Source organism: Rhodococcus sp. 7Tela_A2 (assembly GCF_049311045.1).
Classification (GTDB): Bacteria; Actinomycetota; Actinomycetes; order Mycobacteriales; family Mycobacteriaceae; genus Rhodococcus.
The window spans coordinates 1-25,483 of record NZ_JAXION010000041.1 but is presented as its reverse complement, the minus strand read 5'-3'; the positions used below and the strand labels follow the sequence as shown (position 1 = coordinate 25,483).

The window sequence follows — 25,483 nt, the reverse complement described above, 5'->3', positions numbered from 1 at the left end:
GATGACGCAGGACGGTATTCCCGCAGGATTTCGAATATCGATGCAGGTCAACGCGCGTCGAGAGGAGCCTCGGCCGGGTACCGACTCGGTGACATGCTGTAGAAATCGGTCAGCTTCGCAACAAACGCTGCATCGTTCATCGGGTCGCCCGGCTCTACCACATCGGTGCCCTGTGAACGCATATCCTCGATCAACATACCGAACACCTTCTCCGGGTCGAGGTCGTCGGTATGGTCCTGGAAACGGCGAACTTCGCTGAGATCGTCGAACAACAGTGCGGTGTAGTGGATGAGCATGCGCATATCCTCGTCCCCGAACCGCCGGATCTCCTCGTCTCCGTTCCTGATCGACCATTCCCCGTCGGGGCCGGCATACAACTCGGACGTCAGGTCCAGACCGGGGTAGTCGCGCTGGTCCCTGGAACCGTTCCCCTCACGGCGGTGGTACATCCGGGAGTTGTCGGTGAGGAATGCGGTGTTCCAGAACGGTGCAGCGAACCGAGCGGGAGCGCGGTCCGGCCCGTCCGGCCAGTAGGTGAAGCCACCGTCGATGTCGGACTTGTTGAAGTATGTGAGGACCTGCGCGGACTTGACCTCCCATTCGTCGAACAGTCCGCACTTGGACATGATTGCCAGCAACCAGATCGGAGTGTTGAACAAGCCCATTCCGCGGAACACCGCGGTGTCGAAGTGTCCGGCGTCGAAGCTATGGGACGGTCCGCACAGATTGAACAAAAGGTCGTGTGCCATACCGTATTTCGCTCCGTGGAGGCTCCTGGCGGTGTCGAGCAACTTCCGACCGAAATAGATGTCGTGCAGCTCGGGATAGAAGACGACCCCGTCGTTGCCGAGGAAACCCCGGAACACAGGTGCCACGAAGTCGGACAGCTTCGCGTCGGGCTTGCGATCTTTGCCCCCAGATATCGCGAGATACTCCTCGGTCGAGGAAAAGTGGTGCGCGAGAATCAAACGCCACGGGCCGTTCTCGCGGATGACGGAGAACAGGGCCGAGATCTCCTCGGGAGTGTAGAAGTCCTCGATCAGGGACGGCGGCGCAGCAGGGACCATTGGATGGCGCTCGAGGGTCGTCACAGGAGTTCCTCTCTACGTTGAATGTCGCCCGGCCATGGCGGGTGACTTCGTGTCACGCTAGACATGACGCTGCCCTGAGCCGAGGCAGGAGTCCACCAGGCGGGAGACCCGATGGGATCGGGATCGCGACCCGGCCGCCGTTCCCCCAACCACGCTGAGATGAAGGTTCGCTCGAACACCCGCGGGCCGGTGTCGCACAGCCCCGGACGACGTACCTACTTCGGATCGACCCGGGACACGGTTGCCCGCTCAATGGAACAGTCGGTTCATTCCGCAGGGCGCCTCGTGACCTAATCCAGTCGAGGTTCTGTTGATCCCCCTTTCGCAACATCTCGGGCCCACGTGCCCTGTGTAAGGAGTGCCCTGTGAAGATCCGATCCCGCGCCACTGCGGCGGTCAGCACGGCCGCTGCGGCAATCCTGCTCGTATCTGCCTGTGGTGGTGCGAGCACGTCTCCCGCCGCCGCGCAGTCCGGTGAGCCCCAACGCGGGGGGACCCTGGCGTACTCGTACAACACAGAGTCCCAATCGATCGATCCGGCGACGTGCGCGATCGGCATCGGTGTGGGACCGTGCCAAGCGGTTTACGGCGCTCTGCTCTACTACAACGCCGAAACAGCCGAGATCGAACCCGGAATGGCCGAGTCGTTCACCACGGAGGACGGAAAGACGTGGACGCTGAAACTGCGCCCCGGCCTCACCTTCACCGACGGCACCCCGTTCGACGCAGCCGCCGTCGATTTCAACTGGAAGCGCATTCTCGATCCAGCACTCCTGTCCCCCAGCGCTTCCGCGGCCAAGACCATCGATTGGGAGGTCGTCGATCCGACGACCATTGTGGTCACCGCGAAGAATGTCAATCATCAGCTCGATTTCGATCTCACCGAAGCACTCGCATATATCGCTTCCCCCAAAGCTATCCAGGAGAAAGGCCCCGACTTCGGAAACAATCCGGTCGGTGCAGGGCCGTTCGTCCTTGCCTCCTGGGCACGCGGTACCGAGATGACACTCGACCGCAATCCGAGTTACTGGGATCAACCCCGCCCCTACGTCGACCAGCTGGTGATCAAGACGATTCCCGCCGACGATCAGCGCTTCAACGGACTCCAAGCCGGAGAGGTCGATGTCATGGCGGTGACGGTTCAGAAGTACGCCGAGCGCGCCGAGAACGCCGGTATGAATGTCACGCATGCGACTTTGCTCGGCGGAACGGGGATTCGGCTCAGCCACCGCGGCGCGCTGGCCGATCAGGGCGTGCGCACCGCAATGGGTAAGTTGATCGACAACAACCAGATCATGAGCGCCGTGTATCCCGGTGAGCCGGTCGCAACCGGATTCACCCCTGAGGACAGTGCGCTCTACGACGCCGGCTCGGCGTGGCCCGAGCGAGACGTCGAAGGAGCCCAGCAGCTCATCGATGAATACCGTGCCCGCACCGGAAGGGGTGAGATCGAGCTCAGCTACGTGATCACAGCAGGAAGCCCCGTTCTGAACCAGACCGCGGAGTTGATCCAGAGTCAGCTCCAACAGGTCGACGGCTTGCGGGTACGTATCACTCCTCTGGAGGGAGCGGCATTTGCGACAGCTCTCACCACCGGCGACTACGACCTGATCGTCAGCGCGCTCGGGGGCGCTCACCCCGACAACCTGTACAAGGTCTTCCGTACCGGAGGATCATCCAACAATTCGGGATACTCCAATCCCGTCGTCGACGAAGCACTCGATCTCACGCGCACCTCGAACGACCCTCAGGTCGTGCAGGACGCGTACAAGACCGCCATCAACGAGCTGGTCGATACCACCGCCTACCGCTTCTGGCGCCACGCCAGAACAGATCTGATCAGCCCGGCGAACGTCCAGGGAGTCGAAGCCGCATACCAGTACTGGTTCCGGCCGGAATTGGCGTGGATCGGTCGGTAGCAGCACGAAAACTGCCGGATACAGGAGCGGAAGGACGATCGGTTGATACACAGAGCCACAGCGCGATACGCCGCCAGACTCGCAACTGTGTTGGTATTGGTGAGCGTGGCGACGTTCGCTCTCCTGGAGTTCATTCCCGGCGACCGCCTTGCGGCGGTGCTACCGGAAGGTGCGACGCCGGAAATGCGCGCCGCCGCCGAGGAACGATTCGGCCTGAATGGGTCGTCGGCCGAGCGTTACTTCACGTGGCTCGGCCACGCGTTGCAAGGTGACCTCGGTCGTTCGATGCAGTCACAGGTACCGGTGACAGAATCCGTGCTCGAACGACTCCCTGTCACATTGGAACTCGCAGCCCTGTCGATCGTGCTGGCATTACTCGTGGCGGTTCCGATCGGCGTATATTCCGGCTACCGACCGGGCAGCGTCGTCGACCGGATCGTGACATTCGTGTGCTCGGTCACCCTGTCCATCCCGAGCTTCCTTCTCGGCGTGCTGCTTGTGTTCGTTTTTGCCGTGACACTTTCTGCGCTGCCGGTCACCGGATGGACGCCGTTGTCCGAAGGATTGGTACCCCATATACGCAGCTTGATTCTGCCCGTCGTCACCCTTGCTGCGGTCGAGACCGTCGGATTCATCCGGCTCCTGCGCAACGACATGGTGGCCACCCTGCAGCAGGATTTCGTGTTGTCCGCCCGCGCCCGCGGTCTCTCCACGCCCCGGATCCTGCTCGCACACGCGTTACGCCCGTCGGCCTTCTCCCTCCTCACTGTGATGGGCGTGTCGCTCGGCCGTCTGATCGGAGGAACGGTCATCGTGGAGACCCTGTTCTCACTACCCGGGCTGGGCACATTGGTCGTCACCGCGATCACCGGCCGGGATTATCTCCTCGTGCAGGGCATCGTGCTGGTGGTCGCTGTCGCCTACGTCCTGCTCAATGCCCTCGTCGACCTCACCTATCCGCTTCTGGACCCGAGAGTGAGGATCTCGTGACCCACAGCCCGGACGAGACGACATCGGTCAGCGTGGCAGAGTCGACCACCACTGTTCTCCCTACCGGTGCAGGCGCGCTCCTGACGGAGCGTCCGCCACAAACCACGACACTCGGGCCGGTACAACGTCGCCGCAGGCGAGGCCGTGACATCGGCGCGTATTTCGGGATGTGCTGGCTGGTGGCAATCGTCCTGGCCGCGGTCTTCGTCGACCTGCTGCCGCTCCCGGCGCCGGATGTCATCGGAGACAAGTATTCGCTACCGGCTTTCCAGAGCATCGGACACGTACTCGGTACCGATCAGCTCGGTCGCGATCAATTGAGCCGTGCGCTACATGGGGCTCGGATCTCGCTGTCGGTGGCAATCGGCGCAACTCTGCTCGCGATGCTCGTCGGTACGACAGGAGGTTTGGTGGCCGGCTACTTCCGGCGCGCGTTCGACGTGGTTTTCGATCTGTCCACGAACACGATCCTTGCCTTCCCTCCGCTGATCCTGCTCATCGCACTTGTGGCACTTCGGGAACCGAGTGCGGTGACACTCGCAATCGGACTCGGCGTGGTGGGTGCACCGACATTCGCGCGCATTGCCCGCGCCAATACCATCGCGTATGCCGAACGGGATTTCGTGACTGCGGCGAAATCGATGGGTACGAGCAGTTTTCGAATACTCGCGCGCGAAATACTCCCGAACGTGCTCCTACCGGTCGTGTCCTTCGCCACCGTAGTCGCGGCAACCCTCGTCGTTGCCGAGGGATCGCTCAGCTTCCTGGGTCTGGGTGTGCCCCCACCGACGCCCAGCTGGGGCGGAATGATTGCCGCGGGTCGCGAGAGCTTGTACGAGAATCCGGCCCTGGTGCTGGTGCCAGGTGTCTTCTTCTTCCTCACCGTATTCGCCTTGAACCGGGTCGGTGACTGGGCACGTGATCGCGTGGGACGGGAGTCTTCGCTATGACAACCGATGGAAGGGACGTAGGCGCTGTGACTGAGCTACGACAGCGACCACACGAAACCGATACACCGACGTTGTCGGTGACCGACCTTCGCGTCTGGTTCGATTCGCCTCGCGGAATGGTCCGGGCGGTCGACGGTGTCACGCTCGACGTCACGCAGGGACGCACACTCGGCGTCGTCGGAGAGTCGGGCTCGGGCAAGTCGGTGCTCGCGCGGACGGTGATGAACATCCTGGCCCCCAGTGCGGTTGTACAGCGGGGCTCTCGCATCGAGTTCGAGGGTCGCGACATCGCCGCCCTCCGACGCGATGAATCCCGACGGTTGTGGGGCGCGCAGCTTGCGATGGTGTTCCAGGATCCGATGACATCACTCACTCCAGTGCTGACGATCGGTGCGCAACTCACCGAAACACTCCGCCGTCATCTTCCGATCAGCAAGTCCGATGCCCTGCTCCGGGCTGAGGAACTGCTCGAATGGGTCGGCATACCAGAACCTCGAAAACGGTTGAATCAGTACCCACACAACCTGTCCGGCGGTATGCGTCAACGGGTGGTGATTGCGCTGGCGCTGGCTTGCTCTCCACGCTTGCTGATCGCGGACGAGCCGACGACAGCACTCGACGTGACGGTGCAACACCAGATCCTCACATTGTTGCAGCGGCTGCAGCGGGAGAACGACATGGCGATGGTTCTCATCACGCACGACCTCGGTGTGGTGGCGGGCCGGTCCGACGATATCGCTGTGATGTACGCGGGGCGGGTTGTCGAGCAGGCGCCGACGAGAGTTCTCTTCCGGGAGATGCGGCACCCGTACACGCGTGCTCTGATGAGATCGATACCGCGAATCTCCGATCCGAGCCACACCAGGCTCCGGGCGATTCCGGGACGTCCCCCCACTGTCGTCGATCCACCACCCGGGTGTGCGTTCGCGGCGCGTTGCCCACACGCCCGACCACGCTGTCTCGCAGAGACACCGGCGCTGAATTCTCAGGCTACGACCGGTGATCGGCACCGGTATGCGTGTTTCTTTCCCGTAAGCACACCTGCCGGCGACGTCGCCTGGGAGACGAACCTGAACGACGGACGGACCGCCGCCGGCCTTCCGGTCGACTCGAGGAGCGTGGGGTAGATGGCAGGGACAGGAACGGCACATTTGCGCGAACATGACGGCGAGGATCTTCTGCTCAGCGTGCGAAATCTGGTCGTGGAGTACGACACCGGCCGGGCCGGGAAGGTACACGCCGTTTCGGACGTCAGTTTCGACGTGCGACGTGGAGAAACACTGGGAGTCGTAGGCGAATCGGGTTGCGGCAAATCGACAGTCGCCAAGGCCGTCATGCAATTGCCGCCGCCCACCTCCGGCGAGGTCCGATTCAAGGGCATCGACCTGACGGGTATGTCACGGCGGCAGCTGAGGTCCGTACGCCGCACCGTGCAGATGATCTTTCAAGACCCGATTTCGTCCCTCAATCCTCTTCGGAAGGTTCGGCACATTGTTGCCGAGGGTCTCGACGTGGCAGGTGATCGCAGTCGTGCCGAGAAGCGGGCAATGGTCGACGACATACTCTCTGTGGTCGGCCTCGACCCGGAGACGGCGGGCGACCGCCGACCGCACGAGTTCTCGGGTGGACAGTGCCAACGTATTTCCATCGCCCGCGCCATGGTCGTCGAGCCCGAGCTGGTCATATGCGACGAACCCGTGTCCGCCCTCGACGTGTCCGTTCAGGCACAGATCCTCAATTTGCTCGCGGATATGAAGGACCGCTACGGGTTGACATTGCTGTTCATCGCGCACGACCTCGCCGTCGTCAAGAACGTCAGTGATCGCGTGATGGTCATGTACCTCGGCAAGATCTGTGAGGTCGCAGCACCCGACCAGCTCTACGCGCAACCCCTGCACCCGTATACCGAAGCTTTGTTGTCGGCCATCCCCGAACCAGACCCGGATGCCGAGGCCACGGAGATCATCTTGTCCGGAGATCTACCGTCACCCATCGACCCCCCGAGCGGGTGCCGCTTCCGCACCAGGTGTCCGCGAGCAGAAACGGTCTGCGCCGAAAAAGAACCACAGATCCGTGAGATGCGACCCGAGCACTTTGTGGCGTGCCATTTTCCCGCAGTATCCGATTCAGCTTGACGGAGAGTCGTGCCGACGGCTGAAGCCGAAGGATCCGAGGTATCCGTTCGATCGACTCGGAAACCTGTCCCGCAAGGCGGGAGGTGACCGTGCCACAGTGCTTTTCACGACCGTAGGGTTCTCGCCATGGCAGACGAAACGATATATGTGATCGACCGTGTGGTCACCAAACCCGGGTGTGCCCGTCAGTTCGTCGACGCGTACGTCGCGGACTATGTACCCGGAGGGCGCACGCGGGGAATGACACTCGATCGGGTCCTCGTCAGCCCCCCGATCTGGATCGACGACGCCTGCAATACCGTCACCATCACATGGACCGTCAGAGGTACCGAAGCATGGTGGGAAATGACTCGGCGAGGCCGCCGCGACCCCGGGCTCGGAATATGGTGGAAAAAGATCGATGAATTGATCGTGGAACGATCTCGCACCATGGCCGCCGAAGCCGGCGCAATAAAGGGATTGAACGATGTATAACGTGACCCGTGTCGTCCATTTCGACGACAACGCCGACAGCTCGGACCGCGCCGAATACATCGAGAAGACCCGTCTCGCGGTGAAGGACCTCCGAATCCCGTGTCACCTGGTATCTCCGACACTGCCAGGAGTCATCAACGGTGGTGAACTGCTGGTCCACCTGCAACTCCCGGTGACGGACGGTGCGGCCGAGGTTGTCGGTACGCTCGACGACGCTCTCGACGCCGCCGGGGTCTCCCGAATCGACGGTGTGCAGTATCACCCATCCCCGGGGCAGTCGCGCGCCGGCGTTCCTCGGAGCGTCTACCGTGCGCTGTTGCTGCGAGTCGCTCCCGGCACGACGGAAGCGACCGTCGAACGTTTCGAGCAGGATTTGCTGAGAATGCCCCGGTACATCCCGTCCATCGGTGCATGGCGGCTCAACCGCGTGGAGAAGTCCGTGGGGCCTGTCGAGTGGACTCACGTGTGGGAACAGGAGTTCACAGATCGCGCGTCACTCATGGGCCAGTACCTCGAACATCCGATCCATTGGAGCGTCGTGGACCGCTGGTTCGATCCCGAGTGCCCGGAGGCTGTGGTCCTCGACCGGGTGTGTCATACCTTTTGCGCAATCGGCGACAACGTCATCCGATGACGACGTACCCCGGCGCTTTCGCCACCCCGGAGAGAAGAACACGATGACCGCCCGGCCCGCCGCGGATGACCGGATCTACGATCCGGACGTCCGTTCGGTCATCGTCGCGATGCGCGAACGGCATATCGTGTCTCTGCGGGCCAATGGAATCGACCTAAGCCGTCGATCGCTCGAATCGATCTCCCGGACCGGACATTCGCGCCGTTCACTCCCTCGAAGTCGACGGCCCTCACGGCCCTGTACCCGTACGGATCTACACCCCCACTCCACACCCACACGGGCCGCGCCGACCGCCCTCGTCTGGTCCCACGGGGGAGGCACGATCATGGACTCAATCGATTCTTCGATCCCCTTCGCGCGAGGTCGCGGCGGCGGCAGATGCTGTGGTCCTCAACGTCGGTACCACCTTGCTCCGGAACCTCTGTATCCCGTTGCCCACGACGAGTCCTCTGCGAGGTGTGCTGGGTCCACGAGCGCGCCGAACAGCTGGGTCTGGATCCTGCTCGCGTCGGTGTCGGTGTTCGATGTCGATGTCGATTGTGCCGGAGGCCTTGCCGCCGCAACCGCTCTACCTGCGCGCAACGAGAACGGACCACACCTTGCGCAACAAGTCCTGGCCTATCCGGGGCCGGAACGGAGACGAGATCGGCCGACCTTTCGGCATTACCACCGGCGATCGCGGTATGCGGATATGCAGACCCACTCCATGACGGTGTGGAGGACTACGGCCGGCGACGGCAAGAGGCGGGCTCACTGGTCGCTGTTCGATTCGCGCATGCGAACCGACGCTGCTCCACGAACCCGGGCTCACCCTCTTGCTGTTACGTGAACGAGGCCTGCCGAGCTCACGGAACTCAGCAGACCTCGTTCACTCGGTCATGTGGACCGATGGGTCCTGACAGGTCGGTTCGATATCAAAAGGGGCCGTCTGCAGACCGGTCTTCGCTCGCCACGAACGCCTCAATTCTCGGGTCCGACGTGACGAACCTGCCGGCAGCGATGTTATCGTCAACTTCCTTCTGCCAGAAGGAGATAGCACGCTCCGTGTCGATCTCGAACTCGAACCGGCGCGTCATCTCGGGTGTCACGTCCTCGACGTCGACGTAGAACTGCTCGTACCAACGACGGAGTTGGTAGACGGGACCGTCCTCCTCACACAGCAGCGGATTGTCGATCTTCGTCTTGTTTCGCCAGATCTCGACGTCTTGGACGAAGCCGAGTTCGACACCGCTCGCGAAGCTCCGGGCAATCCCGGTTGCCTCTTCCGCGGTCAAGCCTGCCGGCTTCTTCACGGCCACCCCCCATTGCAGAACGAAACTGGTGGGAGATACGGGGTAGTGGCAGTTGATCAGAACCGTCTCGAGTTCGCCGACCGGGGTTGGACTCCAGAGGTAATCGATCATGTAGGACGGCCCGTAATAGGCTGCTTCCGAACGGCCGATCGATTCGTCGTCGTGCGAGTAACTCGTCCCCAGATCTACGTCCGACCTCGGCTTGGAGTTCATGTTCTGGCTCGCGACGTGACCTTCGAAGACATTCTTGAAGTACACCGGGAACGAGTAGTGGATGTAGAAGAAGTGGGCCATGTCCACCACGTTGTCCACGATCTCCCGGCAGTGTGATCCTTCGATCGTCAATCGGTTCCACGTGAACTCGGTCCACTCGCCCGAATCGTATCCCTCGATCTCCGGAATGGTGACCTCCGGCGGCGGCGGGTTTCCCTCCGGGTCGTGCCAGATGTACAGCTGCCCGTTGCGCTCGAGAGTCTTCCACGCTTTCGTCCGTGCGAGAGGCGGAACCCTGCGGGCGTACGGGATGCCCGAGCACCGACCGTTTCCCGCCCAACGCCAATCGTGGAACGGGCACGCCACGGAATCACCCTTGATCGTGCCCTGCGTGAGGTCGCCGCCCATGTGGGGGCAGTAACCGTTGAGTACCTGCAACGACCCCGTTGTGTCGGCGAATACGACCAGTTTCGAGCCGAAAGCCTCCACAGCATGTGGCTTGCCGTCACGAAACTCGTCGAGCACACCCAGGCAATGCCAGCCGCGCGCGTACCGGGTGGGCGGCGGAGCCGACTCGATAACGCGGACCTCGCTGTCGGGCACAGTCATTGATACCTCCGTGTCGCAGAAGACTCGAGTTCGATGTGCGGGTAGTGATCGAGGAATCGAGCCGGAAACTCACCGGACTCTAGGAAGGCCGTCGGAACGGGGGCCAGAGAGATGTTCGCTCAGTGGAACGCGGCACCGACGTCCGGAGTGACTCGCTTCACATTTTGGGTTCGGTATGCCACTATTCCTAATCGAAATAGCCAAGTCCCGCGCCGACGGCGCCGCGGTTGTAGGAGTACCCATGACGATGCAGTCCGGACCCGACCAGACACCCAGCGCGGTACTCGACCGCGTCAGTCTCGTACTCGACGCATTCGACGGTGTCGGTCGTCTCACGCTCGCCCAGATCGTGCGCCATACGGGTCTGCCGCGCTCCTCGGCCCACCGCATGCTCGAACGGCTGGTGTCCATGCGATGGCTCCACCGCGAGGGCCGCGACTACATGCTGGGGCTGCGGTTGATGGAACTCGGCTCACTCGCCGTCCATCAGGACCGACTGCACTCCACCGCGTTGCCGCACCTGCAAGAACTCCATCGCGCTACCGGCTTCGTCGTGCACCTCGCAGTCCTCGAAGGTGACGATCTCGTCTACCTCGAAAAGATAGGCGGCCGCCTCGCGACGGCCGTTCCCACCCGCATCGGAGGACGTCGTCCGGCGCACAGCACCGCCCTCGGCAAAGCCCTCCTCGCCTACGAGGGCACCCCCGGCCCCACATTCGAACACATCCGCGAGAACGGGATCGCTTACGAAAAAGAGGAGTCCCTACCCGGATTCGGGTGTATCGCCGTGCCGATCGGCCTCGTCGGCTCCGCGGTGGCCGCAGTCTCGGTGTGCGGACCGCTGGCCCATCTGCGTTTCGATCATCGGTTCGGCGCACCCGTCCGATCGGCAGCAACCGCAATCCGGCGCTCCCTCGATCGCAACCACGTCACCCCGACGCTTCAGCGCCGCCGGCCGGTCCGGTCGACGACCGGTGCGCGGGAACCTCAGTACGCCTGAGGGTCGTTACCGTTCGCGGGCGCGGAGCCGGCGAACCGGTCTCCCATGAGCCCTTCGGGCACGCCCTTCCAGCTGCCGGGATTGCGCGGGCGCGGCACACCGAAGTCGTCGATGTCGCTGCGCGCGAATTGCACTGCCGCGCGGTCGATATCGTCGAGCAATTCGGTGAACAGCTCGATCTCGGCTCGGAAGTACCGCTCTGCCCATCGCAGGCTCATCTGCGAGAACGCCCATCCCGGTTCACGTTCGGAGTGCTCCGCGTGCTCACCGGCACGACGCAACTTCTCTTCGAGATTGACGATGTGGTCGCGCACGATTGCCTTCAGCTGGTCCGGATCATTGAGATGACCCATATACATCCGGAGCATAACGCTGTGCTTGAGCACGGGTACCTCCACCGGCGCCTCACGCGACCACGTGCGCACCGCGTCGATTCCCGGCTCTGTTATCGCGTACATCCGCCGCCCGCGTGTGCCAGGCTCACTCACCAGACGGGACCGCACCAATCCGAGCTTCTCGAGCTTCTTGAGCTCCGCGTAGACCTGGCTGACAGACGGACTCCAGTAGTAGAACCCGATACTCCAATCCGCCCATTTCTTCAGATCGTTGCCGGTCAGTTCTTCCCCGAACGAGAGCATTCCGAGCACCGCCCAACTCGTAGGCGGTAGTGCTGGATACTGCTCGGATTCAGGTTCGGACACCGTCAAAGCGTAACAACGGCCGTACCCCACGTGCGGTCCGAATCTCCCGCTCCGCGGGAGACCAACCCTCGTTCGCGAAACGACACCGATAGCCTCGGCCGATCGATCTCCCTCCCGCCACGCATACAGGAGTACCCGTGACAACATCCGACGTAGCCGGCCTGCCGGAACGAATTCGGGCCACAGTGACCGCTTATCTCCGGGCAGTGGCTTCCGGTTCCGCCACCGACATCGCTGCGCTGTACACCGAAGACGCCGCACTGGAGGACCCCGTCGGCAGCGAACCCCGTGTCGGCCGCGCCGCAATCACCGAGTTCTACAAAGCTGTGGAAAGCACCGAGAACACAACGGAACTGCACACTCTCCGGATCAGCGGCACAAGCGCCGCTTTCCACTTCCGGGTCACCACGAAAGTCGCCGGACAGACCTACGAGATCGAGCCCATCGACGTCATGACGTTCGACGCAGCGGGCAGCATTACGAGCATGCGCGCCTTCTGGGCACCGAGCGACATGCTCGAGCGCTGACGGAACGGACCGACAAGTGCAGCCCGTAACCTGTCGCACCTGCGGCAACCGCGCACTCGCAGAGAAGTACAGCGAGGCCCACACCAGCATTCAATGGCTCACCGATGCCACGCAGACATGTCCGCGCCTCCTCGCCGATGCCGGAACTGGCCACTCGCCCTCATGGGTTCCCTCCTGCCCCGAATTACGCGACACGATCGACGCCGTCGCCCGCAGCGGCGAATTGCCCATGAGCCACCGCAGCCAGTCCACCGCCTTCGACCAGGAGACCTTCCGTGACGGATCGTGACATCCCCGACGTGCTCGCGCCCGCGAAGCTGGGCCCGATCACCCTGCGTAACCGCATCATCAAAGCCGCCACGTTCGAAGCCGCGACTCCCGGAGCGCTCGTGTCGGACGATCTCATCGAATACCACCGCCGGCCCGCCGCAGGTGGCGTCGGAATGACCACGGTCGCGTACTGCGCTGTGCAGCCCGAGGGTCGGACGGAAGCGAACCAGATCTGGATGCGGCAGGACGCTGTGCCGGGCTTGCGCCGCCTCACCGACGCCGTCCACGCAGAAGGCGCTGCGGCCTCCGCGCAGATCGGCCATGCCGGGCCCGTCGCCAACGAAGCCAGCACCGGACTGCCCGCACTCGGACCGACCCGCCAGTTCAACCCGCTGGGCATGCGCATGGTTCGTGCCGCCACCCTCGCCGATATCGACCGCATTCGGCGGGCGCACGGTGACGCAGCCCGCTATGCCGTAGAAAGTGGGTTCGACGCCGTAGAACTCCACTTCGGCCACAACTACTTCGCCAGCTCGTTCCTCAGCCCGAAGATCAACAAGCGCACAGACGAGTACGGCGGGTCCCTCGCCAACCGCGCGCGCCTGGTACGCGAAACGGCGCGCACAGTGCGGGAAGCAGTCGGGGGCAAGATCGCCATCCTCGCAAAGCTGAACATGGACGACGGCGTACCGGGCGGATTCTGGCTCGACGAAGCCGTTCAGGTGGCTCAGTGGCTGGAAGAGGACGGCTCACTCGATGCCATCGAACTGACCGTGGGTAGCTCGCTCCTGAACTCGATGTACCTGTTCAAGGGCGACGTTCCCCTGCGCGAGTTCGCCGCGGAGATGCGCGAGCCGGTCCGCACCGGAATGAAGCTCGTAGGCAAGCACTTTCTCAAGTCATATCCTTATCGAGATCTCTACATGCTCGAGGACGCGCGTCAGATCCGCGCGGCCGTGAAGATGCCACTGGTTCTCCTGGGTGGTGTGACGGACCGCGCAGGCATGGACACCGCGATGGCCGAAGGCTTCGAATTCGTCGCCATGGCGCGCGCACTCCTGCGAGAGCCGGACCTGATCAACCGGATTGCCGACGAACCGAGCCACCGATCGTTGTGCATCCACTGCAACAAGTGCATGCCCACGATCTTCACGGGCACGCGTTGCGTCCTGGTGACCCCGGGTGCCCGGCCCTGAACGCGCTCGCGTAGGCGTCGCGGGGTTGCGTTGACCGGCGCCGGGGCAGACAACCACCGCTTCCTTCCCGCTCTGCGGGATACCAGGCGTGAAGCCCCCACGAGCATGACGGACACTGGAGGGAATACGGACGGTGAGAGGAGCCCTTCGATGACGGCAGAACATGCGGTGCTGGATCCGCGCACGATGCGCGACGTGATGGGCAACTTCTGCACGGGAGTCACGGTCATCACCGCGCTCGACGGCGACGCGCCGCTCGGCTTCGCGTGCCAGTCGTTCACCTCGGTGTCGCTGGACCCGCCGCTGGTCTCCTTCTGCCCCGCTCGCACGTCCACGACGTGGCCGCGCATCCGCGAGATCGGCACTCTCGCCATCAACGTCCTCGCGGAGAGCCAGCGCACGTTGTGCGCGGCGTTCGCCGTCAGCGGTGGCAACAAGTTCCGCGGCGTCGACTGGGTGCCCGGCGACAACGGTGCCCCTGCCCTCGACGGCGCGCTCGCCCGCGTGGAGGCGACCGTGGAAACGGAGCACGACGCCGGCGACCATACGATCGTGGTGGCACGCGTCACCGGCCTGACAGCGCTGCCGTCCAACGGCCCGTTGCTGTTCTACCGCGGCACCTATGGGCACTTCGACCGGCTGTGACGGCCGCCTCCCGGAATAGCGGGCGGCTACCCCGGGTTGCACCCAGGGTGTGCCCAGCTGCCGGTGGCGGGCCCCGGACGAAGGATTCTCGGTGACTGTTCCTCTCTCCATCCTCGATTTGGCCCATATCGGCGAGGGTGAAACCGCTCGCGACAGTTTCGACGCCAGCGTGAAGATGGCACAGCTCGCCGAACGGTGGGGGTACCACCGGATCTGGTACGCCGAGCACCACAACATGCCGACCATCGCGTCGTCTGCGACGAGCGTGCTGATCGCGCACGTCGCGGCGCACACGTCGTCGATCCGGCTCGGCGCCGGCGGCATCATGCTCCCGAACCATTCGCCGCTGACGATCGCCGAGCAGTTCGGCACGCTCGCGACGCTGCATCCCGGTCGCATCGATCTGGGGCTGGGCCGGGCACCGGGCAGCGACCAGAAGACGATGCGGGCGTTGCGACGCGACCCGTCGTCGGCCGACAGCTTCCCCCAGGACGTCCTCGAACTCCAGGGGTATCTGAAGGGTGCCTCGCGCATCCCGGGTGTCGACGCGGTTCCGGGTAAGGGCACCGATGTGCCGCTGTACATTCTGGGCTCATCGCTCTTCGGCGCGAAACTTGCTGCCCTGCTGGGTCTTCCCTACGCGTTCGCGTCGCATTTCGCGCCGCAGGCTCTCGAGGAGGCAGTCACGCTGTACCGCCGCGAGTACCAGCCGTCCGAGCAGCACCCGGAGCCGTACGTCATCGCCGGTGTAGGTGTCATTGCCGCGGATACCGCCGACGAAGCGGCAGCGATGTTCGAAGCCACCAAGCGTTCACGCGTCGTGCAGATGGTCGGGCGTGGGCGCACGTTCACCGAGGAGGAGATCGATCTGCTCCTCGACTCCCCCGCCGGCTACCAGGTCCTCACGATGCTGAAGAACACCGCGGTGGGCACCCCGGCCGAGGTGCGCGACTACCTCGACCGCTTTACCGAGCGCGCGCAGGCCGACGAACTGATCGTCGTGTCGTCGGCTCCCGGACGCGACGCGTGGTTGCGGTCGCTGGAACTCGTCGCCCAGGTCAGCGATCTCGTCCCGGCCTGACAGCAGGTCCCGGACGTCTCTTACCCTTGCTCCGTACTCGTGGGTACACTTTGCCGGCCGTCCCGAACCGGCGGCCTCGACTCGTCGACCGCAGGAGCACCATGAAGTACCGCACCCGCGTATGTGCCGCCGTCGCCCTGACTGCGGCGGCCACCCTCACTGCTCCCGCAGCGGCGAGCAGCGAGACCCTTCCCGCAGACGCGCCGACCATCACGCTGACGGTCACCAACGACACCGACGCGCCCATGGTGCTCGGCGCGGCGACCATTCCCTACGGGCAGTGGGTGAACGAACCGGCGAGCGTCGTCCCGGCGCACACAACGGAAGTCGTGACCGCGGGAAGTGCCGATCGACGCGGATTCGGCATGCAGGTCACCTACACGATGCCGGGCGAGGCCACCGCCGTGCTCATGGCCAGTAACCACGGCACGGGGATCGCCAATGCCGACGGCACGCGGATCGACGGCGCCAACAGGCATGCGTACACCGCTGCCGCGCAGGTCGATGCCGGCTTTCCGTTCATGAACGTCACGTACACGATCGGTCGGGGCAGTTCCTGACACCGCGGTTCCCGACACCGCTGCTACCGGGCGTCGCACGCCCCTGAAAAGCGAAACTGAAAAGCGAAACCCCCGCGCCCTGTCGGACGTGGGGGTTTGTGCTGTTGTGCGTCAGGATTCGCGCGCGTGCCTCGGCTTCCACACGACCAGCGCGTTGGTGCGCGGCACGGGCACCAGATCACGCCGTGCGGAGCGCAACTGCGCGACCTCGGTGGACAGTTCCGCGACCCGCTGCTGCAGTGCCTCGACGTGGTTGGTCAACTCGATGATCCGTTTGATCCCGGCGAGGTTGACACCTTCGTCCTGGGAAAGCCGCTGCACCTCACGGAGCAGTTCGACGTCGCGCGGCGAATAACGCCGTCCGCCACCGCTGGTGCGGTGCGGGGTAACCAGTCCCAGCCGGTCGTAGTTACGCAGTGTCTGGGCGTGCATCCCGGCGAGTTCTGCGGCGACCGAGATGACATAGACACGCGCATCGGGATCCGGCGGGAGATTCCGGGGAGTTCCCGTATCGCTCATCACGCACCTGCCCATCCTTCACGCGGGTCGAATCCGCCGGCCTCTTCGGCACGAAGATAATCGCGCAGCGCTTCCGTCGCCTGTTCGTCGAGCTTCTGCGGGATGGCGACCTTGACGGTCACGAGCAGATCTCCCGCACCGCCCCCGCGCTTGGGGACGCCGCGGCCACGCACCCGCAGAACCCGGCCGTCGGCCGTGCCCGCCGGGATCTTGAGACCGACCCGGCCGTCGAGCGTGGGAACCGACACGGTGCTGCCGAGCACGAGTTCTCCGTAGCTGACCGGCAATACGAGTGTCAGGTTGTCGCCGTCCCGGCCGAACACGCGGTCGGGCCGGACGTGCACGACGACGAAGAGGTCGCCCGACGGCGCACCCCGCAGGCCGGCCTCGCCTTGCCCGGCGAGGCGGATGCGGGAACCGTCCTTGATGCCCGGAGGTACGCGCACGGTGATGGTGCGGGTGCGCTCCTGGACGCCGCTGCCGCGGCAGTCACGGCACGGGCTGTCGATGATCGAGCCCGAACCGCGGCATTCGTCGCACGGCTCGGAGAATCCGAAGGCGCCCTGGTTGCGGGAGACGATCCCGCTTCCGTTGCACTGCGGGCACACCCGCGGGCTGGTGCCCGGCTCGGCGCCGCTGCCGTGGCAGGTGGTGCACGGCGCGGGACTGGTCAGACGCAACGGAACGGTGACGCCTTGCACGGCGTCACGGAAGTCGAGGGTCGTCTCGGTCTCGATGTCGCCGCCGCGGCGTGGCCGCGAGCGGTTCGCACCGCCCCCGGGTGTCGCACCGCGGTTGAAGAGCCCTCCGAAGAGGTCGCCCAATCCACCGTCGCCGGCCCCGCCGCCCCCGAAGAGGTCACCGAGGTCGAATGTGGTGCTGCCCCCGGAGAATCCGCCTCCGCTGGGCTGGAAGCCGCCGCCATAACCTCCGGACGCGAACATCCGGCGGGTCTCGTCGTATTCCTTGCGCTTGGCCGGGTCGGACAGCACGGCGTTCGCCTCGCTGACCGACTTGAACCGCTCCTCGGCCGCGGCATCGCCGGGGTTGGCATCGGGATGCAGATCCCGAGCCAACTTGCGGTAGGCCTTCTTGATGTCTTCTTGCGAAGCGTCGGACGAGACGCCCAGGTCCTTGTAGAAGTCCTTTTCGATCCACTCCCGCTGGCTCACCGGGCGTCTCCTCCTCTCGCTCTTGTTGTTCTTACTCTGTGCCGGCGCTGTCGGACGGCGATTGCTCCGGCGTGTCCGCCGGATCGCCGTCGGTGACAGTCACCATCGCATGCCGCAGAATCCGGTCGCCGACGCGGTAACCCTTGCGCAGGATCGTGCCCAGCACCGGGTTGCTGCCGTCGCCTTCCATCTGGACCGCTTCGTGCAGTTCCGGATCGAACACGTCGCCCTCGTCGCCGAAGCCGACGAGGCCGAGTCCGGTCAGAATGCGGGTGAGCTTGTCGCTCACCGCCTTCAGCGGTCCGGATTCGAGGTCGCCGTGGGCACGGGCCCGATCCAGATCGTCGACGACGTCGAGGAACTGCGCCACCACCGAGGCCTTCGCGGACTCGCCGATGGCGGCCTTCTCGCGTTCGGCCCGGCGACGGTAGTTGGTGTACTCCGCGGAGACGCGCTGCAGATCCGCGGTACGTTCCGCGAGTTCCGCTTCGGTGGAGACGATCTCCTCGACGCGGACCTCCTCGCCGTCCCCGTTCTCGACGACGCCCTCGTTCACGGTGCCCTCGTTTTCTACGGTGCCCTCGGCAGGGGCACCGGTGCCCTCACTCGACTCGGCCGCGTCCCGTACCTCGAAGGTCTCGGGATCGATGCGACGCTTGTCGGTGACGGTCACCGGTTCCTGCTCGGGCTTACCCGACGTCACTTCTTCTCCGAATCGGTCGGCTCGTCGACGACCTCGGCGTCGACGACATCGTCTGCGCCTGCCGCAGCACCGTCGCCGGCAGCTGCGCCGTCGGCTCCGCCCTGCGACTCGTAGATGGCCTGGCCGAGAGCCTGCGACTCGGTCGCGAGCTTCTCGACGGCGGACTTCACCGCGGCGATGTCGCTACCGGCCAGAGCGTCCTTGGCATCCTTGACGGCTGCCTCGACCTTCTCCTTGACGTCGGCCGGCACCTTGTCCTCGTTGTCCTTGATGAACTTCTCGGTCTGGTGCACGAGCGACTCGGCCTGGTTGCGGACCTCGGCTTCTTCGCGACGGGCGCGGTCTTCCTCGGCGTGCGCCTCGGCGTCCTTCACCATCCGGTCGATCTCCTCCTGGGACAGGCCGGAGCCTTCCTGGATCTTGATCGTGTTCTCCTTGCCGGTGCCCTTGTCGCGGGCGGTGACGTGCACGATGCCGTTGGCGTCGATGTCGAAGGTGACCTCGATCTGCGGGACGCCGCGCGGAGCCGGGGCGATACCGCCGAGCTCGAACGAGCCGAGCAGCTTGTTGTGCGCCGCGATCTCACGCTCACCCTGGAACACCTGGATCTGCACGGACGGCTGGTTGTCGTCGGCCGTGGTGAAGGTCTCCGAACGCTTCGTCGGAATCGTGGTGTTGCGCTCGATGAGCTTGGTCATCACGCCACCCTTGGTCTCGATACCGAGGGACAGCGGGGTGACGTCGAGCAGCAGCACGTCCTTGACCTCGCCCTTGAGGACGCCGGCCTGCAGTGCCGCACCCACGGCGACGACCTCGTCGGGGTTGACGCCCTTGTTGGGCTCCTGACCACCGGTGAGTTCGCGCACGAGATCGGTGACGGCGGGCATACGGGTCGAGCCACCGACGAGGACCACGTGGTCGATGTCGCCGACCGAGATCCCTGCGTCCTTGACGACCTGCTGGAACGGAGCGCGGGTGCGCTCGAGGAGGTCGCCGGTGATCTTCTGGAACTCGGAGCGGGAGAGCTGCTCGTCGAGGAACAGCGGGTTCTTGTCCGCGTCGACCGTGATGTAGGGCAGGTTGATCGACGTCGACTGCGAACTCGACAGCTCGATCTTCGCCTTCTCCGCAGCCTCACGCAGACGCTGCAGGGCCATCTTGTCCTTGGTCAGGTCGACGCCGTGCTGTGCCTTGAACTTGTCGACGAGCCAGTTGACGATGCGTTCGTCCCAGTCGTCGCCACCGAGGTGGTTGTCACCGGAGGTCGCGCGGACCTCGACGACACCGTCACCGATTTCGAGGAGCGAGACGTCGAACGTGCCGCCACCGAGGTCGAAGACCAGGATGGTCTGTTCCTTGCTGCCCTTGTCGAGGCCGTATGCGAGGGCAGCAGCGGTGGGCTCGTTGACGATGCGCAGGACGTTGAGGCCGGCGATGGTGCCGGCTTCCTTCGTCGCCTGACGCTGCGCGTCGTTGAAGTAGGCCGGAACGGTGATCACGGCGTCGGTGATGTCCTCGCCCAGGTATGCCTCAGCGTCTCGCTTGAGCTTCATCAGCGTGCGGGCGCTGATCTCCTGGGGGGTGTACTTCTTGCCGTCGATGTCGACGTTCCAGTCGGACCCGATGTGCCGCTTGACGGAACGGATGGTGCGGTCGACGTTGGTGACCGCCTGGTTCTTGGCAGGCTGACCCACCAGAACCTCGCCGTTCTTCGCGAAAGCGACGACGGACGGGGTGGTGCGTGAACCTTCGGAGTTGGCGACCACAACGGGCTCGCCGCCCTCCAGAACGGAAACGACCGAGTTGGTGGTTCCGAGGTCGATACCGACCGCACGAGCCATGATTTCCTCCAAAATGTTTCACCGCGACGCGAGTCGCACCGCGGAACGTTCAGTTCCCCAACCTGAGCCTGTTCGACTCAACTTGGCTTCGCCAAATCGAGACTGCACCCTTTCGGACGCTTCAGTCAAGTGGAGTTGAGCCTTGGTAGCTCAAGTTGTCTGATACATGCAACCGAAGATCTGGCCGGATCGTTCCCGGATGTGATGGTCTTCACATTCGTCCGACGGAGTCCAAGTCGGCGCCGCGCTCCGTCCGCCGGGGCCCGAATACTCTCCTGAAGCGACGGCCCGACGGGTCCACCTGGTGGTTTCGAGATTCACCTATCGTTATGTCCGCATACGCCTGTACATTTCCGCGGAGACTGTGCAGCATCACGTCGCCCGGATCCGGCGCGGCCGGTCCCCGTTGCACAAGCTCCGACCAGATTTGGGGGAATTCCGGCATGTCCGTAGGCGTAGGCCTGAGGGTGGGCAACTCCGTGTCGTCGGTTGCGGTCACCTCGTCGTCGCCCGGACGACCCGACCCGTCACCCATCGAACGGCGCACAGCAGTACACCTGCACTCCGATGGCACCGCGACGCTCGGCGACCACGACTTCTTCGACGGAACCACCAGTTCGTTCACCGAGTTCGTCAGCAGCATCGGCCGATCCGGCGGCGTCCGCGCCAACGACGGCTCCCTCTCCCGCGCCGAAGACCTCGTGGCAACGGCCATGGAATGCCTCCTCGCCGACGCGGCCCGCCTCATCGGCGACCAGCCCTACACCGCGGTCGCGACCCATCCCACCGAGTGGCCGCCGTCGACCGTCGCCGTCCTGCGCAACGCACTCGACTACGTGGGATTGCGGTACGTGTCGCTCATCTCGGACGCCGAGGCAGCCGCCGCGTGGTACGAGTCGCAGGTCGCCCACCAGACCGGCCGGCTCATCGCCGTCCACCACATCGATCCGCTGGGCTCGACGGTCACCCTGGTCCGCTCCGGTGTCGCGGCAGGTAAGTCGTTCCGCTTTGCCGAAGAGGACGCGCCGTCCGTGACAGCGCAGCTGTCCGCCGCCCTCGGGGCGTTCGGATGGCTCGTCAGCAATCTCGACGCCATCGTCGTCACCGTCGACGAAGCCATCGATCCCACCGCGGCCCAGCTGGTTGCCCAGTCCTTCAAGACCGGCCTGGGAGTGCGGAGCGCACTCGCACCCGAGCCTCACCAGACGATGGTGCGCGGCGCGGCGCTCGCTGCCGCCGCGGGGTCGGTGGATCTGCTGGGCTCCACCCAGATTCTTCCCGTCGCGCGTCTCACCGGGCCCAAGCGCAGCGAACTCGACACCGAGACCACCACCGTCATCGCCAAGATCACGGCCACTCCGCCTCCTCCCGAGACGACCGGAACGGTCAGGGCCAGCTCGCCGGCGCCGGAACCGGCAGACGAGTCCGAGACCAAGCGCCGGTCCTCACTGTTCACCGTCGGCGCTGCGGCAGCGGCGATCGCTCTGCTCGTCGGTGTGGGCGCGTGGGTGTTCACGATGCGCGACTCCTCGACGGCGACCGCCAATACATCACCAATGGAGACGACGGTCGCGCCGTTCGGCGACACCACGCGGACACCGTCCCCCACGAAACCGCCTGGCGGTACCCCGACGACAACCACGGCAGAGTCGTCCACGGAGTCCGACACCTCCGCGGCGGTCGCTCCCGCGGTCGCGCCGGCAGGCGGCGCACCGGCCTGGACCGATCCGAGCACCACCGGCGACGCAGCGACCTCGTCGTCGAATACCGGGTCGTCGAGCGCGGGGCCGTCGAGCAACACGACGACGAGCACGGGATGGTCGCGCCGTAATCCGCCGTCGAGCGGAGGCGGAGGCGGCAACGACTCGGGTGAGACACCCCCGATTGTCGAGCCCTCGACGCAGCCCACCGAGACCACGCCCACCGAGACCGAAACGCCCGAACCGGGGACGGACCCCGGCCCTCCTACCACGGAGGAAAGCGGCTCTTCCGGCGGCTGATTCCGCACGTGATCTAGGGCACATTTTTTGCACTGACGTTTGTGCCGTAGGCTGTCCCGCGGGTCGGTACCGCAAGTACCGCGCTCGTGTACATAATTGCAGTTCAGACCGCTGATCCACCATGTAGAAGGGCCCTCATGCGTCTCTTGCCGGCGTCGCGCGCCGCTCGTTCCACCGCCCGCCGTGTCGCCGTCGCAGCGGCGTCGGCCGTGTTGCTGGTGGGACCGCTGACCACCGCCGCCCACGCGAGCCCGGCAGAGCAGCTCCCGGTTCCCGATCTGCCCACCGAACTGGTGGATGCGATCACCCGGGATCTGGGCATCTCACCGGAGGAATACCTCGATCGCGCCGCCCGCGCGCAGGCACTGGGCGACTACGCCCGTTCGTTCCGGGCCGAGAGCCCGGACGACTACGCGGGTGCGTGGCTCGGCGAAGACGGACAGCCCGTCGTCGCGGTGACGAATCGGGATGCAGCAGAGAAGGCACAGAAGGACGGCTACCGTGCCACGGTCGCCCCTCTGTCCGCCGACGGCCTCGAGCAGGCCCTCGCGGAGCTGAACCGGTGGGTCTCGGCACTTCCGCGCGAGGTGTCGTCCCAGGTGAATTCGACGTCCATCGACGTCCTCAACAACCAGCTCGTGGTCGACATCGTGAACTCGCCGGTCGGACGCGCCCTGAATCTCCCGTCGCTCATCGCGAACGTGCAGGTACAGCTGAGCCCCGGCCTTCCCCCCAACGATCCGGCTCCGCTCGGAGGCGACACCTACCTCACCGCCGACGGCGACGTGCGGACCACGCCGCTCGAGCGGATCGGTATCTGCTCGTTCGGATTCAGCGGTGTCGACGCGAACGGCGACCCGGTCAACCTCACCGCCGGCCACTGCGACGCCGTCGCCCGTGAGCAGGGTGGCTCCACGGTCTACCTGCCCAACCGGGAAGACATCGACGCCAGCACCAAGATCGGCACGTTCACCCAGTCCACGGTGGGCACGGACAGCACGCTCGACTACGGGGTCATCTCCCTCGACGAAGCCGGCGTCGCCGCGGGTCTGAACCGCCCGGTCGTGCGCGGTGGCAACGGCTCCACGCTGACCATCACCGGCACCGCAGTTCCGGTCGTCGGCGCGCCCGTCTGCAAGTCGGGGCAGTCCTCCTCGTTCACCTGCGGTGTCGTCGCCGCCGAGCGTGTCGAGACCCAGCTCGTGTACAACTCCGGGTTCTCCAGCACCATCCGGGGCTTCGCCACGACGGCCTGCACCTTGTCCGGCGACAGCGGCGGATCCATCGTCACGGGCACGCTCGCTCTGGGCGTGATCAGCGGCTCCAACAGCGCGGGCGCACCGAACTGCGTCGAAGCGAACCTCGTCCTCGCGCCCAACGGAGGCACCTCCAGCCTGGGTATTTCCATCCGCGACATCGAGAACGCCACCGGCAGCACGGTGCGCACGATCAACGCTGCGTAGCCTCACCGGGGCTGTTCACAGGAGCAACACCCGACACACCGGTCACTCACAACCCGCTGTGAGTCACACCTGTTACCCCTTAGGATCGACCAATGCCGGTCCTCACGGGTCAGCTACCTTTGCGCGCTCGAGCCGCGGAGGGACAACGAGAAAGGTTTTCATGCGCCGCTCCTTCGCACGTCAGGCAGCCGTCATCGGCTCAGCCGCCGTGTTGCTCCTCGGCACCGCAGCCACCGTCGCTCAGGCCGAGCCTGCGCCGGCCCCGACGACCGCACTGCCGGCCGAACTGGTGGAAGCGTTGCAGCGAGACCTCCAGATCAGTCCCGACCGTTTCCTCAACGACGCAGAGCGCAGCCAGGAACTGGCCCGCTTCGCCGACAAGGCGCGCGAGCAGTTCGAGAGCGTGTTCGCCGGTGTCTGGCTCGACGAGCAGGGCACGCCCATCGTCGGCCTCGCCGACGGTGAGCAGTTCGACGAGGCCCGCACGGCCGCCGAGGACTCCGGTTTCGTCGTCGAGAAGACGGAGAACAGCGAGAACGCCCTCGAAGCCCGGTTGAACGAGCTCAACGACTGGCTCGACACTCAGCCGCCCGCGATCGCCGACGTCATTCGCGGCATTGCGATCGACGTGGTGAACAACGACCTCGTGGTGCGCGCCGAGAACGTCGCCGGACTCGAACTGCCGCCGTTCCTCGACGGCGTTCGTGTTCTCTTCGCGCCGACCGAGTTGACGCCGGAGTCCACTCCGGAGTTCGAGTTCACCGCGGGCATCGCGGCGCCCGACGCCCTGCTCGGCGGAGACGCCTACGCGGCGCTCGGTGCCGGCGCAGGCCTTCGCTGCTCCCTCGGGTTCAACGCCGAGGACGGTTCGGGCAGCCCCGTCAACATCACGGCCGGTCATTGCGATCCGAACCGTTCACAGGCCGGAACGCGATGGGCGTCCGAGGTGTACCAGCTTCTGGGCGACACGCTCGGCCAGCGTCTCGGAACGTTCGAGAAGACCAGCCTCGACAACAACGACTACGGCATCATCCGGCCGGCAGCCGATGCCGCAGGAAGGTTCGAGAACAACGGCGTGCGTGTTCCCAACGCCGCACCCCTGCCGATCACCGGCACCGCCGATCCGATCGTCGGAACGCCCGTGTGCAAGTCGGGCCTGCGGACCGGCTACAGCTGCGGTGTCGTGACGTCGGCGCAGCAGAACGTCGCGATCGGCGAGCGCGTGCTCAGCAACGGTTTCTCCACGAACCTGTGCGCACTGCAGGGTGACAGCGGCGGAACGCTCGTCACGGGCACCCTGGCACTCGGCATCTCCAGCGCCTCGAACGTGGGCCAGTACGGCCTGTGCGAGGTGGCCGGATTCGTCAGCAGCCTCCTGGGCGAGACCCCCGAGTTGTTCGCGACACCGATCAACGCAGTTCTGGCCGAGAACCCGGGCCTGAAGGTCCGCACCTGGTAAACACTCGATCTCGACAAGAGGCCCTCCTTCCGTTCGGAA

25 protein-coding genes are annotated in these 25,483 nt (G+C 65.0%); 18 read left to right on the top strand and 7 right to left on the bottom strand.

Annotation, left to right across the window (positions count from 1 at the left end; genetic code table 11):
- Positions 1–47: 47 nt before the first annotated feature.
- Positions 48–1,091 carry a hypothetical protein gene (locus TVH25_RS10115; RefSeq protein WP_422424024.1) on the bottom strand — a complete coding sequence of 348 codons (1,044 nt, stop codon included), beginning with the start codon at positions 1,089–1,091 and terminating at the stop codon, positions 48–50.
- 365 nt (positions 1,092–1,456) lie between these two features.
- On the opposite strand from TVH25_RS10115, the gene TVH25_RS10110 reads away from it, so the two are divergent.
- The 8 genes from TVH25_RS10110 (at position 1,457) to TVH25_RS10075 (ending at position 9,022) form a co-directional block, all read left to right on the top strand.
- Entirely contained in the window at positions 1,457–3,010 is a 1,554-nt protein-coding gene (locus TVH25_RS10110) for an ABC transporter substrate-binding protein (RefSeq protein WP_422424023.1), read from the top strand.
- 87 nt (positions 3,011–3,097) lie between these two features.
- Positions 3,098–4,000, top strand: coding sequence for an ABC transporter permease (locus TVH25_RS10105; protein WP_422424022.1), 903 nt, complete (start codon positions 3,098–3,100; stop codon positions 3,998–4,000).
- Positions 3,997–4,950, top strand: a complete 954-nt coding sequence (locus tag TVH25_RS10100; RefSeq protein ID WP_422424021.1) for an ABC transporter permease — start codon at positions 3,997–3,999, stop codon at positions 4,948–4,950. The genes TVH25_RS10105 and TVH25_RS10100 overlap by 4 nt, the downstream gene beginning before the upstream one ends.
- A gap of 77 nt (positions 4,951–5,027) precedes the next feature.
- Positions 5,028–6,077, top strand: a complete 1,050-nt coding sequence (locus TVH25_RS10095) for an ABC transporter ATP-binding protein (RefSeq protein WP_422424020.1) — start codon at positions 5,028–5,030, stop codon at positions 6,075–6,077.
- Positions 6,078–7,085, top strand: a complete 1,008-nt coding sequence (locus tag TVH25_RS10090) for an ABC transporter ATP-binding protein (protein ID WP_422424019.1) — start codon at positions 6,078–6,080, stop codon at positions 7,083–7,085.
- A gap of 126 nt (positions 7,086–7,211) precedes the next feature.
- Entirely contained in the window at positions 7,212–7,559 is a 348-nt protein-coding gene (locus tag TVH25_RS10085; protein WP_422424018.1) for a hypothetical protein, read from the top strand.
- The gene (locus TVH25_RS10080) at positions 7,552–8,193 is read left to right on the top strand and encodes a Dabb family protein (protein WP_422424017.1); all 642 of its coding nucleotides are present in this window, start codon (positions 7,552–7,554) and stop codon (positions 8,191–8,193) included. The genes TVH25_RS10085 and TVH25_RS10080 overlap by 8 nt, the downstream gene beginning before the upstream one ends.
- 43 nt (positions 8,194–8,236) lie before the next feature.
- Positions 8,237–9,022, top strand: a complete 786-nt coding sequence (locus tag TVH25_RS10075) for an alpha/beta hydrolase fold domain-containing protein (protein WP_422424016.1) — start codon at positions 8,237–8,239, stop codon at positions 9,020–9,022.
- An 85-nt stretch (positions 9,023–9,107) separates the two neighbouring features.
- Here the strand turns inward: TVH25_RS10075 and TVH25_RS10070 are convergent, their stop codons facing one another.
- Positions 9,108–10,307, bottom strand: coding sequence for a Rieske 2Fe-2S domain-containing protein (locus TVH25_RS10070; protein ID WP_422424015.1), 1,200 nt, complete (start codon positions 10,305–10,307; stop codon positions 9,108–9,110).
- A 241-nt stretch (positions 10,308–10,548) separates the two neighbouring features.
- On the opposite strand from TVH25_RS10070, the gene TVH25_RS10065 reads away from it, so the two are divergent.
- A complete protein-coding gene (locus tag TVH25_RS10065) occupies positions 10,549–11,307 on the top strand; it encodes an IclR family transcriptional regulator (RefSeq protein ID WP_422424014.1) in 759 nt (252 codons plus the stop codon).
- Here the strand turns inward: TVH25_RS10065 and TVH25_RS10060 are convergent.
- Positions 11,295–12,008 (bottom strand): PadR family transcriptional regulator, encoded by a 714-nt coding sequence (locus TVH25_RS10060; protein WP_422424013.1) that lies wholly within the window; start codon positions 12,006–12,008, stop codon positions 11,295–11,297. The two genes, TVH25_RS10065 and TVH25_RS10060, sit on opposite strands and share 13 nt — an antisense overlap.
- Before the next feature lie 137 nt (positions 12,009–12,145).
- Here TVH25_RS10060 and TVH25_RS10055 point away from each other — a divergent pair, with 137 nt between their 5' ends.
- From TVH25_RS10055 to TVH25_RS10030, 6 genes are all read left to right on the top strand, one after another.
- Positions 12,146–12,535 (top strand): nuclear transport factor 2 family protein, encoded by a 390-nt coding sequence (locus tag TVH25_RS10055; protein WP_422424012.1) that lies wholly within the window; start codon positions 12,146–12,148, stop codon positions 12,533–12,535.
- A 16-nt stretch (positions 12,536–12,551) separates the two neighbouring features.
- On the top strand, positions 12,552–12,824 hold the full coding sequence (locus TVH25_RS10050; RefSeq protein WP_422424011.1) for a hypothetical protein: 273 nt from the start codon (positions 12,552–12,554) through the stop codon (positions 12,822–12,824).
- Positions 12,811–14,001, top strand: coding sequence for an NADH:flavin oxidoreductase (locus TVH25_RS10045; protein ID WP_422424010.1), 1,191 nt, complete (start codon positions 12,811–12,813; stop codon positions 13,999–14,001). Before TVH25_RS10050 ends, TVH25_RS10045 begins: the two co-directional genes overlap by 14 nt.
- A 150-nt stretch (positions 14,002–14,151) precedes the next feature.
- A complete protein-coding gene (locus TVH25_RS10040) occupies positions 14,152–14,646 on the top strand; it encodes a flavin reductase family protein (RefSeq protein WP_422424009.1) in 495 nt (164 codons plus the stop codon).
- 91 nt (positions 14,647–14,737) lie between these two features.
- Positions 14,738–15,727, top strand: a complete 990-nt coding sequence (locus tag TVH25_RS10035; protein ID WP_378528403.1) for an LLM class flavin-dependent oxidoreductase — start codon at positions 14,738–14,740, stop codon at positions 15,725–15,727.
- 101 nt (positions 15,728–15,828) lie between these two features.
- Positions 15,829–16,287, top strand: coding sequence for a hypothetical protein (locus TVH25_RS10030; protein ID WP_378528402.1), 459 nt, complete (start codon positions 15,829–15,831; stop codon positions 16,285–16,287).
- A gap of 111 nt (positions 16,288–16,398) precedes the next feature.
- Here the strand turns inward: TVH25_RS10030 and TVH25_RS10025 are convergent, their stop codons facing one another.
- The 4 genes from TVH25_RS10025 to dnaK are packed head-to-tail and all read right to left on the bottom strand — an operon-like array spanning position 16,399 to position 20,522.
- Positions 16,399–16,806, bottom strand: a complete 408-nt coding sequence (locus TVH25_RS10025; protein WP_169619006.1) for a heat shock protein transcriptional repressor HspR — start codon at positions 16,804–16,806, stop codon at positions 16,399–16,401.
- Positions 16,806–17,978, bottom strand: a complete 1,173-nt coding sequence (dnaJ, locus tag TVH25_RS10020) for a molecular chaperone DnaJ (RefSeq protein ID WP_422424008.1) — start codon at positions 17,976–17,978, stop codon at positions 16,806–16,808. Before dnaJ ends, TVH25_RS10025 begins: the two co-directional genes overlap by 1 nt.
- A gap of 31 nt (positions 17,979–18,009) precedes the next feature.
- Positions 18,010–18,681, bottom strand: coding sequence for a nucleotide exchange factor GrpE (gene grpE / locus TVH25_RS10015; protein WP_378528400.1), 672 nt, complete (start codon positions 18,679–18,681; stop codon positions 18,010–18,012).
- Complete coding sequence (dnaK, locus tag TVH25_RS10010) at positions 18,678–20,522, bottom strand: molecular chaperone DnaK (protein ID WP_169619001.1); 1,845 nt, start codon at positions 20,520–20,522, stop codon at positions 18,678–18,680. The genes grpE and dnaK overlap by 4 nt, the downstream gene beginning before the upstream one ends.
- 443 nt (positions 20,523–20,965) lie before the next feature.
- On the opposite strand from dnaK, the gene TVH25_RS10005 reads away from it, so the two are divergent.
- The 3 genes from TVH25_RS10005 to TVH25_RS09995 all read left to right on the top strand — a co-directional run bounded on the left by TVH25_RS10005 (position 20,966) and on the right by TVH25_RS09995 (position 25,444).
- A complete protein-coding gene (locus tag TVH25_RS10005) occupies positions 20,966–22,522 on the top strand; it encodes a hypothetical protein (protein WP_422424006.1) in 1,557 nt (518 codons plus the stop codon).
- Between the two features lie 137 nt (positions 22,523–22,659).
- Positions 22,660–23,985, top strand: coding sequence for a S1 family peptidase (locus TVH25_RS10000; protein WP_422424005.1), 1,326 nt, complete (start codon positions 22,660–22,662; stop codon positions 23,983–23,985).
- A gap of 160 nt (positions 23,986–24,145) precedes the next feature.
- Positions 24,146–25,444 (top strand): S1 family peptidase, encoded by a 1,299-nt coding sequence (locus tag TVH25_RS09995; protein ID WP_169618997.1) that lies wholly within the window; start codon positions 24,146–24,148, stop codon positions 25,442–25,444.
- The last annotated feature ends 39 nt before the right edge of the window (positions 25,445–25,483 follow it).